Origin of the sequence: Bacillus sp. PPSBB_2, assembly GCF_045291115.1 — a bacterium.
In the GTDB taxonomy this organism is placed as follows: Bacteria; Bacillota; Bacilli; order Bacillales; family Bacillaceae_G; genus Bacillus_A; species Bacillus_A cereus.
The window spans coordinates 5,370,017-5,384,946 of the sequence record NZ_CP147983.1 but is presented as its reverse complement, the minus strand read 5'-3'; the positions used below and the strand labels follow the sequence as shown (position 1 = coordinate 5,384,946).

The window sequence follows — 14,930 nt, the reverse complement described above, 5'->3', positions numbered from 1 at the left end:
AGCTTTTCTGGTATACAAATAAATTTTATAGGAGAGGATGACAATAGAAAAAAGAACCAGCTGTATATGTCTATTTCTCTTTAGTTTAGTAGCATGTTCACCATCTAGCACTATAATTGATAAGAAGAATGATGTCATTGTAAAGGAAGCAGGAACTTCCAATCTAGATAAATTCGAACAGTTCGTTAGGAACGTTGATCAAGGGAAAGTTGATAAAATAAGAATTGTACAGTATACCGATGAAGGTGACCCGGTTTTTCAAACGTTAGAGCATAGTGGGAAAGATATCCTTTATGTGTTAGATAGTAGACAAGACAAGTTTGCTGGTGACCATAAAGGATTACATAAAGATAGTTGTAAAAGTATTGTTAAAGAGCTGCGCGAATCAGAAAGTACTTATCAGTTAACAGATTGTATGAATGAAGCTGGGCGCAATGGATATGACTTAGTATATGTATCTAAAAAATAGAATTAGTAGAGGAAGGAAGTATTTACTCCTTCCTTTTTCTATGTGTATATTGTCGAAAACTTTACCGAATATCTGTTCGTTTTTTTAGGTTTTTTATAGGTATTCGTGGTAAAATAATAATACAGATTTTTATGAGGAGGTCGGATTTTCTTGGAACGTCAATTTGAAATTGTCTCAGCGTATTCCCCGCAAGGTGATCAGCCGGTAGCTATAGAGAAGCTTGTAGAGGGAATTAATAGTGGAAAGAAAAAGCAAGTGTTGCTTGGAGCAACAGGAACGGGTAAGACATTTACGATTTCAAATGTCATTAAAGAAGTGCAAAAGCCAACACTTGTTATGGCTCATAATAAAACGTTAGCAGGGCAGTTATATAGTGAGTTGAAAGACTTTTTCCCGAATAATGCAGTTGAATATTTTGTTAGTTACTACGATTATTATCAGCCAGAAGCGTATGTACCACAAACAGATACGTTTATTGAAAAAGATGCGCAGATTAATGATGAAATTGATAAATTGCGTCACTCGGCAACGTCTGCATTATTTGAACGGGACGATGTAATTATCGTTGCGAGTGTTTCGTGTATATATGGTTTAGGTTCTCCAGAAGAATACCGCGAGCTAGTTGTTTCGCTTCGAGTTGGTATGGAAAAAGACCGTAATCAATTGCTTCGTGAACTTGTTGATGTACAGTATGGACGTAATGATATTGATTTCAAGCGTGGTACATTCCGTGTGCGAGGAGATGTAGTTGAAATCTTCCCGGCATCACTTGATGAGCATTGTATTCGAATCGAATTTTTCGGTGATGAAATCGATCGTATTCGTGAAGTAAATGCGTTAACAGGTGAAGTATTAGCAGAACGTGATCATGTAGCAATCTTCCCAGCATCTCACTTCGTTACACGTGAAGAAAAGATGAAGGTCGCTATTGAAAATATCGAAAAAGAATTAGAAGAGCGTTTAAAGGAATTAAATGATAACGGCAAGTTGTTAGAAGCGCAGCGTATAGAACAGCGTACACGTTATGATTTAGAAATGATGCGCGAGATGGGATTTTGTTCAGGTATTGAAAATTACTCCCGTCATTTAACACTTCGTCCAGCGGGGGCAACGCCGTATACGCTATTAGACTATTTCCCGAAAGATTTCTTAATCGTTATGGATGAATCGCACGTATCAGTACCGCAAGTAAGAGCGATGTATAACGGGGACCAAGCGCGTAAGCAAGTGCTTGTGGATCATGGATTCCGTCTGCCGTCAGCTTTAGATAATAGACCGCTCACATTCGATGAGTTTGAAGAGAAAACGAATCAAGTTATTTATGTTTCAGCAACGCCAGGACCGTATGAGTTAGAGCAGTCGCCAGAAGTAATAGAACAAATTATTCGTCCAACAGGGCTTTTAGATCCACCAATTGATATACGACCAATTGAAGGGCAAATTGACGATTTATTAGGAGAGATTCAAGATCGTATTGCAAAAAATGAACGTGTATTAATTACGACTTTAACGAAGAAAATGTCAGAGGATTTAACGGATTACTTAAAAGATGTAGGAATTAAAGTTAACTATCTTCACTCTGAAATTAAAACGTTAGAACGTATTGAAATTATCCGCGATCTTCGCCTCGGTAAATTTGATGTACTTGTCGGCATTAACTTATTGCGAGAAGGATTAGATATTCCGGAAGTATCACTTGTAGCTATTTTAGATGCTGATAAGGAAGGGTTCTTGCGTTCAGAACGTTCATTAATTCAAACAATCGGTCGTGCCGCGCGTAATGAAAACGGCCGCGTTATTATGTATGCAGATCGTATAACAAAATCTATGGGAATTGCGATTGAAGAAACGAAGCGTCGTCGTAGTATACAAGAAGCTTACAATGAAGAGCATGGTATTACGCCGAAAACGATTCAAAAAGGCGTTCGTGATGTTATCCGTGCAACGACAGCTGCTGAAGAGACAGAAACATACGAAGCAACTCCTGCTAAGAAAATGACGAAAAAAGAGCGCGGAAAGACAATTGCGAAGATGGAAGCAGAGATGAAAGAAGCAGCAAAAGCGTTAGACTTCGAGCGTGCAGCTGAACTAAGAGATTTACTATTAGAATTAAAAGCGGAAGGGTGAAAAAAGTGAGTAAGAGCAAGGATTTTATCGTTGTAAAAGGTGCTAGAGCACATAACTTAAAAAATATTGATGTAACCATTCCGAGAAATCAGCTTGTCGTTGTAACGGGATTGTCTGGTTCGGGGAAATCATCATTAGCATTTGATACGATTTATGCAGAAGGGCAGCGCAGATACGTAGAATCATTATCTGCGTATGCGCGCCAGTTTTTAGGACAAATGGATAAGCCGGATGTGGACACGATTGAAGGATTGTCACCAGCAATTTCAATCGATCAAAAAACGACGAGTCGTAACCCACGTTCAACTGTTGGAACGGTAACGGAGATTTATGATTACTTACGTTTATTATTTGCACGAATTGGTACGCCAATTTGTCCGAATCATGGCATTGAAATTACGTCACAAACAGTAGAGCAGATGGTAGACCGTGTTCTTGAATATCCTGAACGTACGAAATTACAAGTGTTAGCGCCTATCGTTTCTGGGCGTAAAGGTGCGCATGTAAAAGTACTTGAAGATATTAAGAAGCAAGGATATGTTCGTGTTCGCGTTGACGGTGAAATGCTTGATGTATCTGAAGATATTGCGTTAGATAAAAACAAGAAGCATTCCATTGAAGTTGTAATTGACCGTATTGTTGTAAAAGAAGGGATCGCAAGCCGTCTTGCTGATTCACTTGAAAGTGCATTAAAGCTTGGCGGGGGACGAGTGTTAATCGATGTTATGGGAGAAGAGGAACTTCTGTTTAGTGAACATCACGCTTGTCCGCATTGTGGTTTTTCAATTGGAGAATTAGAGCCGCGTATGTTCTCATTCAATAGTCCGTTCGGAGCATGTCCTTCTTGTGATGGACTTGGTTCAAAGCTAGAGGTAGATTTAGAGCTTGTTATCCCGAACTGGGATTTATCATTAAATGAACATGCGATTGCACCTTGGGAACCGACAAGTTCACAATACTATCCACAACTTTTACAATCTGTATGTAATCACTACGGCGTTGATATGGATATGCCTGTAAAAGATATACCGAAAGATTTATTTGATAAAGTGTTGTACGGAAGCGGGGAAGAGAAAGTTTATTTCCGCTATGTAAATGAATTTGGTCAAGTAAAGGAAAATGAGATTTTATTTGAAGGTGTTATTCCAAACATTGAACGTCGTTATCGTGAAACGAGTTCTGATTACATTCGTGAGCAAATGGAAAAGTATATGGCAGAACAAGCTTGTCCAAAGTGTAAAGGTGGACGCTTAAAGCCTGAGAGTTTAGCTGTATTTGTTGGCAATAAAACGATTGCTGACGTAACGAAGTATTCAGTTCAAGAAGTACAAGAATTCTTCTCGAATGTAGAGCTAACGGAGAAGCAACAAAAAATAGCTCATTTAATTTTAAGAGAAATTCAGGAGCGCGTTGGGTTCTTAGTGAACGTTGGTTTAGATTATTTAACGTTAAGTCGTGCCGCAGGAACTTTATCAGGTGGTGAGGCGCAGCGTATTCGTTTAGCGACGCAAATTGGTTCTCGTCTAACTGGCGTACTTTATATTCTTGATGAGCCTTCAATTGGTTTACACCAGCGTGATAACGATCGTCTTATTCGTACATTGCAAGAAATGCGTGATTTAGGCAATACGTTAATTGTTGTTGAACATGATGAAGATACGATGATGGCTGCTGACTATTTACTTGATATAGGGCCTGGTGCAGGTATTCATGGTGGACAGGTCGTTTCAGCGGGGACGCCGGCTGAAGTTATGCAAGATGAGAATTCATTAACAGGGAAGTATTTAAGTGGTAAAGAGTTTATTCCAGTTCCACTTGAAAGACGTAAAGGTGATGGACGTAAAGTAGAGATTGTCGGCGCAAAAGAGAATAACTTAAAGAATGCGAAAATGTCATTCCCACTCGGTACGTTTGTAGCGGTAACAGGGGTATCTGGTTCTGGTAAAAGTACGATGATTAATGAAGTACTATATAAATCGTTAGCTCAAAAGTTATATAAAGCGAAAGCGAAGCCAGGTACGCATAAAGAGATTAAAGGTCTTGAACATTTAGATAAGGTAATTGATATTGATCAATCACCAATTGGTCGTACACCACGTTCTAATCCAGCGACGTACACAGGTGTATTCGATGATATTCGTGATGTGTTTGCACAAACGAATGAAGCAAAAGTGCGCGGATATCAAAAAGGACGTTTCAGCTTTAACGTAAAAGGTGGCCGTTGTGAAGCGTGCCGTGGTGATGGAATTATTAAAATCGAAATGCATTTCCTACCAGATGTGTATGTTCCGTGTGAAGTTTGTCACGGTAAACGATATAATCGTGAAACGTTAGAAGTGAAATATAAAGATAAGAATATTTCTGAAGTGTTAGGGATGACAATTGAAGATGGAGTAGAATTCTTCGCCAATATTCCTAAAATTAAGCGTAAACTTCAAACGCTTGTAGATGTTGGGCTTGGTTATATGAAATTAGGTCAACCAGCAACAACATTATCTGGTGGGGAAGCACAGCGTGTGAAATTAGCTTCTGAATTACACCGTCGTTCTACAGGTCGTACGTTATACATTTTAGATGAGCCAACGACTGGTTTGCATGCGCATGATATTGCACGTCTTCTAGAAGTGCTGCAACGTCTTGTTGAGAGCGGTGAGACGGTACTTGTAATTGAACATAATTTAGATGTAATTAAAACAGCTGATTATATCGTTGACCTTGGACCAGAGGGCGGAGATAAAGGTGGACAAATCGTTGCTTCCGGAACGCCAGAGCAAGTAGTGAAAGAAGAGCGCTCATACACAGGTAAGTATTTAAAAGAGATTTTAAATCGTGATAAAGCAAGAATGAAAGAGAAAATAAAAGAAGTAGAGTTATCGCAATAAGTTTATTGATGAAAACCGAGTGGAAATGACGCTCGGTTTTTATTGTATAGGGGGAGAAGATGGAGTTTTTAGAGGTGTTAAGGAAGAAACATATGAAGGTAAGAGAGTTTCAAAGTTGGGGTGTATATTTTCGCAAGCGCTGGGAGGATCACTTTGCAAATCATTTAAGTGATAAAGAAAAAGAAGATATTTTTCTTTATGGAGATAAGTATGCATGTGGTTATCTATGGCACATATTTAGTTATGAGAAAAAGAAGTGTTTAGAGGGTAAAGAAGCGGAAAACGCGTTTCATAATGAAGTGAAAAAGGATTGCTATATATTCTATCAACATTGTGAAGATGTACTGCTAATAAAAGATGCGAGTTTATTACATATGGATGATATATTACGGGAGACAGACGATATGTATAAAGGCGATATCTATATTGTAGATAAAGATTTCACTTGGACTTTTGTAAAAACACATGAGCATAGATGGTGTGGTCCTTATTTTGCGAGGAAGTGTTAGTAGGTATACAAGCATGAAAGATAGAATAAGTTGATATAAGTGTTCGTATCATACTTGCGTTTATTATCTATTAGCGTATGATGAAATATATATGTTTAAAAGGATGTGTGACGAAATGAGATGGATTGTATCACTTCTTGTAAATAGCGTTGTGTTAATCGCTGTATCGGGACTTTTAAAAGGGATTGCACCAGATGCATTTTACGTAGCAAATATACAAACTGCAATTATTGCTAGTATTATATTGGCGGTTTTAAATGTGTTCGTAAAGCCGTTTTTAATTTTAATTACGCTACCAATTACTGTTGTAACTTTCGGCTTCTTCTTAATTGTTATTAATGCGATTACGTTAAAAATAGCAGATTCATTATTAGGAGATGCTTTTAATATATCAGGATTTGGTGTAGCGATTGTTGCGGCAATTTGTATTTCAATTTTTAATATGATAATTGAAAAGGCAATTGTTGAACCTCTATATGAAAAAAAGAGAAAGTGACAAAAAGAAAAACATTTCATTATTCGTATGAAATGTTTTTTTCTATTTATTAGAAACCGTATTTCTTGTTTCCAGAAAAAAATGGTACAATATCCGATAGAATGGAATTTTACATCAAACGAGACTGAACCCGCAGCGGAGTGGAGGTTTATACATATGCCGAAAGTAAGGACAAAAGATTTAATTGAACAATTTCAATTGGAGTTAATCAGTGGTGAAGAAGGCATTCATCGTCCGATTGATACAAGTGATTTATCACGACCTGGAATTGAAATGGCAGGATTTTTTACATATTATCCAGCAGATCGTGTGCAGCTTCTTGGAAAGACGGAGCTTACGTTCTTTGACACGTTAACATCAGAGCAAAAACAAGAGAGAATGAAAGCGCTTTGTACTGAGGAGACGCCATGTATTATTGTAACTCGTAATCAAGATGTACCAGATGAGTTATTACAAGCATCACGTGAATCAGGTATGCCTTTATTACGTTCTTCTCAAACGACAACTAGATTATCAAGTCGTTTAACAAACTATTTAGAAGGTAAGTTAGCACCAACAACTGCTGTTCATGGTGTGTTAGTAGATATTTACGGCGTTGGTGTTTTAATTACAGGTCAAAGTGGTGTTGGTAAAAGTGAGACAGCTCTTGAGCTTGTAAAGCGTGGTCACCGCCTTGTTGCGGATGATAGTGTAGAAATTCGTCAAGAAGATGAAGACATGTTAGTCGGAAGTTCACCAGATTTAATTGAGCATTTATTAGAAATTCGTGGTCTAGGTATTATTAACGTTATGACGTTATTCGGTGCAGGGGCAGTGCGAAATTATAAGCGTATTACACTTGTTATTAATCTTGAAATTTGGGATCAAAAGAAAAATTACGATCGCTTAGGTCTTGATGAAGAGAAGATGAAGATTATTGATACAGAACTTACGAAGATTACACTTCCAGTTCGTCCTGGTCGAAACTTGGCTGTTATTATTGAAGTAGCAGCGATGAACTTCCGTTTAAAACGTATGGGAGTCAATGCAGCACAGCAGTTCTCTGAACGATTAATGAGTGCAATTGAGTTAGGAAATCAGGAGTAAACTTTGGAGAGGGAGGTCATATACATATGCTGTTAGCTTCTGTACCACAGCTTGACCGTGTAGCTATCCAACTTGGGCCGTTTCCTGTGTATTGGTATGGGATTATTATCGGTACAGGTGTGCTATTAGGTCTTTGGCTGGCAACTCGCGAGGGAGAAAGGCTAGGTATTCCAAAAGATACATTTGTTGACCTTGTATTAATTGCAGTGCCGATCGCTATTCTTTTTGCGAGAATGTACTATGTTATTTTTGAATGGGAATATTACGCACAAAATCCGAGTCAAATTATTAATATTCGTCAAGGTGGTTTGGCGATTCATGGTGGTTTGATCGGGGCTGTTATTACCGGTGTTCTTTTTGCGAAGCGACGCGGGGTTTCTTTCTGGAAGTTGGCAGATATTGCTGCACCAAGTATTTTACTAGGACAAGCAATTGGCCGATGGGGAAACTTTATGAACCAAGAGGCGCATGGTGATGAAGTAACGAGACAGTTTTTAGAAGGTCTTCATTTACCAGATTTCATTATTAATCAAATGTATATTGAGGGTGTGTACTATCATCCGACGTTTTTATATGAATCATTATGGAATTTTGCAGGCGTAATTTTACTACTTGCATTAAGAAAAGTGAATTTACGTCGCGGGGAGTTATTCTTCACATATTTAATTTGGTATTCAGTAGGACGCTTCTTCGTAGAAGGCTTACGTACAGATAGTTTAATGCTAGGACCACTTCGTATTGCACAAGTAATGTCAATTGGACTTGTTGTTATTTCTATTATTTTCATTATTGTGAGACGAAAAATGGGGCAAGCTGATAAAAGATATTTAGAAAATTAGAGACAAGTAGCATCTTATTATAAGATGCTGCTTCTTTCATATTCAGGAAGGCGAAAGGACTAAGGCGATGAGAATAAATACAGTGTTATTTGATTTAGATGGAACTTTAATTAATACAAACGAACTTATTATTTCTTCTTTTTTACATACTTTAAATACATATTATCCAAATCAATATAAGCGTGAAGATGTGTTGCCATTTATCGGTCCATCTTTGCATGATACTTTCAGTAAGATTGATGAAAATAAGGTTGAAGAGATGATTACAAGCTATCGCAAATTTAACCATGATTATCATGATGAATTAGTAGAAGAATATGAAACTGTATATGAAACAGTTCGAGAGTTGAAGAAGCAAGGTTATAAAGTGGGTATTGTTACAACGAAAGCGAGACAAACCGTTGAGATGGGATTACAGTTGTCAAAGCTTGATGAATTTTTTGATGTTGTCGTGACAATTGATGATGTAGAGCATGTGAAACCACATCCAGAGCCACTTCAAAAAGCGCTTGAATTATTAGATGCAAAACCAGAAGAAGCATTGATGGTTGGGGATAATCATCATGATATTGTCGGTGGTCAAAATGCGGGGACGAAAACAGCTGCGGTTTCATGGACGTTGAAAGGTAGAGCTTATTTAGAAGCTTACAAGCCAGACTTTATGCTAGATAAAATGAGTGATTTGCTACCGATTTTGTCTAATATGAACCGTTCATAAAGGTCCAAGTAAGTTAGTAGAGGAGCGAGCTAAGTGCGACGGACAACGCGCTATCCTGTTTCAGGAGAAAATTCATTATGGAATGTGTATAAAACAGTGTCTTTTTGGAAGGTAATGAAAAACTTTATTATTATCCAAATTGCACGTTACACGCCATTTTTATCTGTGAAGAATTGGTTGTACCGCACTTTTTTACGGATGAAAGTAGGAAAGAAAACATCATTTGCGCTTATGGTAATGCCGGATATTATGTTCCCAGAAAAGATAACTGTGGGAGAGAATTCGATTATTGGCTATAACACAACGCTTTTAGCACATGAATATTTAATTCGTGAATATCGACTTGGGGAAATCGTTATTGGAAATGAAGTGATGATTGGAGCGAATGTAACAATATTACCAGGTGTGAAAATTGGAGACGGTGCGACTGTCTCAGCTGGCACACTTGTTCATAGAGATGTACCGAGCGGTGCTTTCGTAGGTGGAAATCCAATGCGTATTATTTATACGAAAGAGCAAATGACCGCCAGAGAAGGTTCATGGTGAAAATGTAACATTTCTTCTCTTTTTTTATGAATAAAAAGGAAATAATTGAGTATAATATACTGTTTTGTTTTTTACGGAATCGTTTATACTTATAGATAGAAGAATGTGTGAACGAAGAAAACAAAAAACTGGAGGATATATGGGGAAAAATCAAAGGATATATAAGGAGAACGGACAAGTTATCTCTTTTAATCAATTAGCGGACTTCTTTTATAAAAAAGGGATGAGAGCTTACAAAGGACAAAAATTGCAAGATGCAATTAAATATTTTCGAAGAGCGGCACAAAGTGAGAAGGAGCCGTTTATTTTATGTCAATTAGCATCAGTATTATCTGAGGCTGGTGAATATCAAGAATCGAATCAAATCTTCTTAAAGTTAGTTAGATCTAATCCAGAACTTGAACAGTGCTATTATTTTATTGCAAATAATTATGCATATATGGGGTTATTTCAACAGGCGAAGAAATATGCGGATCGCTATTTAGAAGTTGCAAAAGAGAAGGAATTCGTAGAAGATACATTAGAACTTCTTGAGATTATGGAAGAAGAAGCAATGGGTGCGGAAGAGATTGAAGATGAAGATGATTTAATTGTTATGCAGGAAGAAGCGAATCGTTATATTCGTAATGGACAATTGGAAGAAGCAATTGCTACATTAGAAATTGTTACGAAAGATTATCCGGAATTTTGGTCAGGTCATAATAATTTAGCCATTGCACATTTTCAATCTGGTAATGTAGACAAAGCACTGAAGTTAACAGAAATGATTTTAGAGAAAAATCCTGGTAATATACATGCGCTTTGTAATACGCTTATTTTTCTATATTCAATTGGAGAGCATAAACAAGTAGAAGCGTTAGCGGGACAGCTAGTTTCGGTATATCCGATTTCATTTGAACATCGTTTGAAACTGGGAACTACACTTGCAACAATTGGTTATTTCGAGCATGCATATAAATGGTTCAAATTATTAAAGCGTCAAGGATATGAGGGAGACGTTAGTTTTTATTATTGGTTTGCATATTCTGCTTATATGGTGAAAGATCAGCAACTAGCTGAAAAAATGTGGCAATATGTCGTGGAATTGCATCCTGATAAAAAGGGAAAAGAACCGTGGAATGCGCTGAATTTAGCAGATGAAGGACAAAACGTGTTATTTGAAGAATTACGAAAATCATTTCAGCAAAGTGCGACGCTAGAAGAACAAATGCTAGCTTTATATTTAATGAATGAATTGTCAACGCCGGAGAAGGTGGGATTCTTCTTTGATATAACGCAAGCGAAGAACGGTGTTCCCATCGTATCACAACTTGCAAAGTACTTCTTTTTACTTAATAGTCATAAGAGTATTCCAGCTGATTTACAGCAATTTGAGCAGTGCGCGAGAATCGCGGATGCATTATACAATTATACGAAAAAAGATGATGAATTAATTGAAGAGTGTTTACACTTTTGGTTTTGTACGTTCATACGTTTATATACATCTGGAGACATATTTACAAATGTGTACGGCTGGTCAGCTGCGATTGAATACATTGTACGCGGCGAACAAGGAAATAAAATGACACAGTCGGAGCTTGGAGATGTATATAATGTATCTGTAGCGACTGTCCGAAAGTATGTGCAAGCTGTTAAGCGTACGCACACATAAGATAAGCAAATCATTGGGAAAAAAATGATGCTAACAGTATAATGAGGGTAACTTAATTGTGTAGGAATGGATAGGAGTGAATAGTGTGTCAGAAGAAAAAATTTATGATGTCGTTATTATTGGTGCAGGACCAGCTGGTATGACAGCTGCAGTATATACATCTCGTGCAAATTTAAGCACATTAATGCTTGAGCGTGGTATTCCAGGTGGCCAAATGGCAAACACGGAAGATGTAGAAAACTACCCAGGTTATGAGTCTATTTTAGGACCAGATTTATCAAATAAAATGTTCGAGCATGCGAAGAAATTTGGTGCTGAATATGCATACGGTGATGTGAAAGAAGTCATCGATGGTAAGGAATACAAAACAATTATTGCTGGTAAAAAAGAATATAAAGCACGTGCAATTATCGTTGCAAGCGGTGCAGAGTATAAAAAAATTGGTGTACCGGGTGAAACAGAACTTGGCGGCCGCGGTGTATCATATTGTGCAGTATGTGACGGAGCATTCTTTAAAGGAAAAGAACTTATCGTAATTGGCGGTGGAGATTCTGCTGTTGAAGAGGGTGTGTTCTTAACGCGCTTCGCATCAAAAGTAACGATCGTTCACCGTCGTGACACGCTTCGTGCACAGAAAATTTTACAAGACCGTGCTTTCCAAAACGAAAAAGTAGATTTCATTTGGAACCACACGATAAAAGAAATCAACGAAGCAAGTGGTAAAGTAGGAAGTGTAACACTTGTGGACGTAAATAGTGGAGAAGAGAAAGAAGTCAAAACTGACGGCGTATTCGTATACATCGGTATGTTACCTTTATCAAAACCATTTGTTGAACTAGGTATTACAAATGAAAATGGTTACCTTGAAACGAACGAGCGTATGGAAACAAAAATTCCTGGTATTTTCGCAGCTGGTGATGTTCGTGAAAAAATGCTTCGTCAAATTGTAACTGCAACAGGTGACGGTAGTATTGCAGCGCAAAGTGCACAACATTACGTAGAAGAATTATTAGAGGAATTAAAAACTGTATCAGAAAAATAAGGGATAATATACCTTGTGAGAAGAAAGCTACCGACAGGAGCTTTCTTCTTTTTTTTGTGTGAAAATGTCAAAGTTTTGTCAAAAAATATAAGGATTATAAGCTTTCTTATTGATATACTGGACTTTACGGAAAAAATCACTATAAGAAATGAGGAATTTATTCAGTATGGAATGGCGTAATATATATCGTGGATTTTGTATGGGCGTTAGTGATTTAATTCCTGGTGTGAGCGGCGGTACAATCGCTGTTGTGTTAGGGATTTATGAACAATTGCTTGCGGCAATTAGTGGATTCTTTAGTCGTGAATGGAAAAAACATTTAGGATTTTTAATTCCACTTGCAGCTGGTGTGGCAGCGGCATTTTTAACGTTAAGTCACGTTATTAAATATTTACTTGCAAATCATTATGAACCGACTCAATTTTTCTTTCTCGGTTTAATTATTAGTATATTACCGATGTTAATGAGGGAAGCTGATGCAAAGTCGTCGTTTAAAGGTAAGCACATCGTTTTATTAATAGTTGCAGCAATTCTTGTTGCGATTACAGCTTTCTTTAAACCAGATAAGGCAGCAGATCCAATTACGACGTTAACAATTTTAAATGCAATTGGTTTATTTTTCGCAGGATGGATGGCTAGTATGGCCATGCTGCTTCCTGGAATTAGTGGATCGTTTATTTTATTAATTATTGGTGTGTATCCAACAGCAATTAACGCTTTAACTACACTTAACTTACCTTTAATCGTGGTTATCGGTGCTGGTGTTATGGTTGGATTTGTTGTAAGTAGTAAAGGCATTAGTTTTTTATTAGATCGTTATAAAAGTATGACATTTGCGGCAATTATTGGACTTGTAATCGGTTCGATTGTAATTGTATTCCCTGGGATTCCGACTGGCGGATTTTCAATTATAAGTTCAATTATTACCTTTGTTTTAGGATTTGCGATTGTTACTTATTTCGGTAAGAAATAAGTACTTTAATCCCCTTGGCGATAAAAATCGTTAAGGGGATTTTTCATGCTATTCATTCAAAGTATAAGCATTTACATTGCTTGTTATAGAAAGCTTTTTTAAAATTGCTGAGTAGCATATGCTTAGCGAAAGAGGACTGGCTCCTTCGTTGTAGCAAACTGTTTTTGATAGTATAATGAAAGAAGTATGCAGTGAGGAATTTTACTGCAAGTAGCTGAGGTGAAGAAACATGCAAAGAGTGACAAACTGTGTGTTAATTAGAGATAATGAAGTACTCTTACTCCAAAAACCTCGCCGAAATTGGTGGGTTGCACCAGGCGGGAAAATGGAGCGTGGTGAGACTGTAAGAGATTCCGTTGTTCGCGAGTATCGTGAAGAAACAGGTATTTATTTGAAAAACCCAGCGTTAAAGGGGGTCTTCACCTTTGTCATCCAAGAAGGTGATAAAGTTGTTTCTGAATGGATGATGTTCTCCTTTTTAGCGACAGATTTTGCAGGAGAAAACAAACTAGAGAGCGAAGAAGGCATCATTGGTTGGCATACATTTGATAAAATTGATGATTTAGCAATGGCGCCAGGAGATTATCACATTATTGATTATTTAATTAAAGGAAATGGCATAATCTACGGTACATTTGTATATACCCCAGATTTTGAGTTGCTTTCATATCGATTAGATCCGAGTTAAACCGTCAAGGAGAGGATACAATGACAGAGAATAATGATATAAAAATGGTAATTATTACAGGGATGTCTGGAGCTGGAAAAACAGTAGCTTTACAAAGTTTTGAAGATTTAGGATATTTTTGTGTGGATAATTTACCACCGATGTTATTGCCGAAGTTTATTGAGCTTATGGCGGATTCAAAAGGGAAAATGAATAAAGTGGCACTTGGTATTGATTTACGTGGCCGCGAGTTTTTTGAACATTTATGGGGAGCACTTGATGATTTATCAGAACGTACATGGATTATTCCTCATATTTTATTTTTAGATGCGAAAGATAGTACGCTTGTAACTCGTTATAAAGAAACGAGACGTTCGCATCCACTTGCACCAACTGGTTTGCCGTTAAAGGGAATCGAAGCAGAGCGTAATTTATTAACAGATATGAAGGCACGAGCGAATATTGTGCTTGATACATCGGATTTAAAACCGAAAGAATTACGTGAAAAAATTGTTCACTTGTTCTCAACAGAAACTGAGCAAGCATTTCGTGTAAATGTTATGTCATTTGGATTTAAGTACGGTATTCCAATTGATGCAGATTTAGTATTTGATGTTCGTTTTTTACCAAATCCATATTACATTCCACACATGAAGCCATTAACAGGACTAGATGAAGAAGTTTCTTCGTATGTACTGAAATTTAATGAGACACATAAGTTTTTAGAGAAGTTGACGGATCTGATTACTTTCATGCTGCCTCATTATAAAAGAGAAGGCAAAAGTCAACTTGTAATTGCAATTGGATGTACAGGTGGACAGCATCGTTCTGTTACGCTTACAGAATACCTTGGGAAACATTTGAAACCAGAGTATAGTGTTCATGTATCTCATCGTGATGTGGAGAAGAGAAAGGGCCATTAAGG

14 protein-coding genes are annotated in these 14,930 nt (G+C 37.3%); all 14 read left to right on the top strand.

The features are described 5' to 3' along the window. The first annotated feature begins 37 nt into the window (after window positions 1-37). The gene (locus tag V6946_RS27415) at window positions 38-469 is read left to right on the top strand and encodes a DUF4362 domain-containing protein (protein WP_006918449.1); all 432 of its coding nucleotides are present in this window, start codon (window positions 38-40) and stop codon (window positions 467-469) included. Window positions 470-619: 150 nt separating this feature from the next. Next, window positions 620-2,596 (top strand): excinuclease ABC subunit B, encoded by a 1,977-nt coding sequence (uvrB, locus tag V6946_RS27410; RefSeq protein ID WP_006918451.1) that lies wholly within the window; start codon window positions 620-622, stop codon window positions 2,594-2,596. A 5-nt stretch (window positions 2,597-2,601) separates the two neighbouring features. Further along, window positions 2,602-5,478: an excinuclease ABC subunit UvrA gene (gene uvrA, locus V6946_RS27405; protein WP_000045561.1), complete on the top strand. Its 2,877-nt coding sequence runs from the start codon at window positions 2,602-2,604 to the stop codon at window positions 5,476-5,478. A 59-nt stretch (window positions 5,479-5,537) separates the two neighbouring features. Beyond that, window positions 5,538-5,987: a DUF4275 family protein gene (locus tag V6946_RS27400; RefSeq protein WP_006918453.1), complete on the top strand. Its 450-nt coding sequence runs from the start codon at window positions 5,538-5,540 to the stop codon at window positions 5,985-5,987. A gap of 115 nt (window positions 5,988-6,102) precedes the next feature. Beyond that, entirely contained in the window at window positions 6,103-6,483 is a 381-nt protein-coding gene (locus V6946_RS27395; protein WP_001267308.1) for a phage holin family protein, read from the top strand. 156 nt (window positions 6,484-6,639) lie between these two features. Next, the gene (gene hprK / locus V6946_RS27390; RefSeq protein ID WP_001127250.1) at window positions 6,640-7,569 is read left to right on the top strand and encodes an HPr(Ser) kinase/phosphatase; all 930 of its coding nucleotides are present in this window, start codon (window positions 6,640-6,642) and stop codon (window positions 7,567-7,569) included. A gap of 26 nt (window positions 7,570-7,595) precedes the next feature. Beyond that, window positions 7,596-8,408 (top strand): prolipoprotein diacylglyceryl transferase, encoded by an 813-nt coding sequence (lgt, locus tag V6946_RS27385; protein ID WP_000922850.1) that lies wholly within the window; start codon window positions 7,596-7,598, stop codon window positions 8,406-8,408. A gap of 67 nt (window positions 8,409-8,475) precedes the next feature. Next, complete coding sequence (ppaX, locus tag V6946_RS27380; RefSeq protein WP_006918459.1) at window positions 8,476-9,126, top strand: pyrophosphatase PpaX; 651 nt, start codon at window positions 8,476-8,478, stop codon at window positions 9,124-9,126. A 33-nt stretch (window positions 9,127-9,159) separates the two neighbouring features. Then, the gene (locus V6946_RS27375) at window positions 9,160-9,672 is read left to right on the top strand and encodes a DapH/DapD/GlmU-related protein (protein ID WP_001255070.1); all 513 of its coding nucleotides are present in this window, start codon (window positions 9,160-9,162) and stop codon (window positions 9,670-9,672) included. A gap of 139 nt (window positions 9,673-9,811) precedes the next feature. Then, complete coding sequence (locus tag V6946_RS27370; RefSeq protein ID WP_000517720.1) at window positions 9,812-11,323, top strand: lipopolysaccharide assembly protein LapB; 1,512 nt, start codon at window positions 9,812-9,814, stop codon at window positions 11,321-11,323. Between the two features lie 85 nt (window positions 11,324-11,408). Beyond that, window positions 11,409-12,365: a thioredoxin-disulfide reductase gene (trxB, locus tag V6946_RS27365; protein ID WP_001288078.1), complete on the top strand. Its 957-nt coding sequence runs from the start codon at window positions 11,409-11,411 to the stop codon at window positions 12,363-12,365. A 166-nt stretch (window positions 12,366-12,531) separates the two neighbouring features. Continuing rightward, entirely contained in the window at window positions 12,532-13,338 is an 807-nt protein-coding gene (locus V6946_RS27360; RefSeq protein WP_000455197.1) for a DUF368 domain-containing protein, read from the top strand. 229 nt (window positions 13,339-13,567) lie between these two features. Next, window positions 13,568-14,026 carry an 8-oxo-dGTP diphosphatase gene (locus tag V6946_RS27355; RefSeq protein ID WP_001190080.1) on the top strand — a complete coding sequence of 153 codons (459 nt, stop codon included), beginning with the start codon at window positions 13,568-13,570 and terminating at the stop codon, window positions 14,024-14,026. A 20-nt stretch (window positions 14,027-14,046) separates the two neighbouring features. Further along, a complete protein-coding gene (gene rapZ, locus V6946_RS27350) occupies window positions 14,047-14,928 on the top strand; it encodes an RNase adapter RapZ (protein WP_000138459.1) in 882 nt (293 codons plus the stop codon). Window positions 14,929-14,930 lie beyond the last annotated feature (2 nt).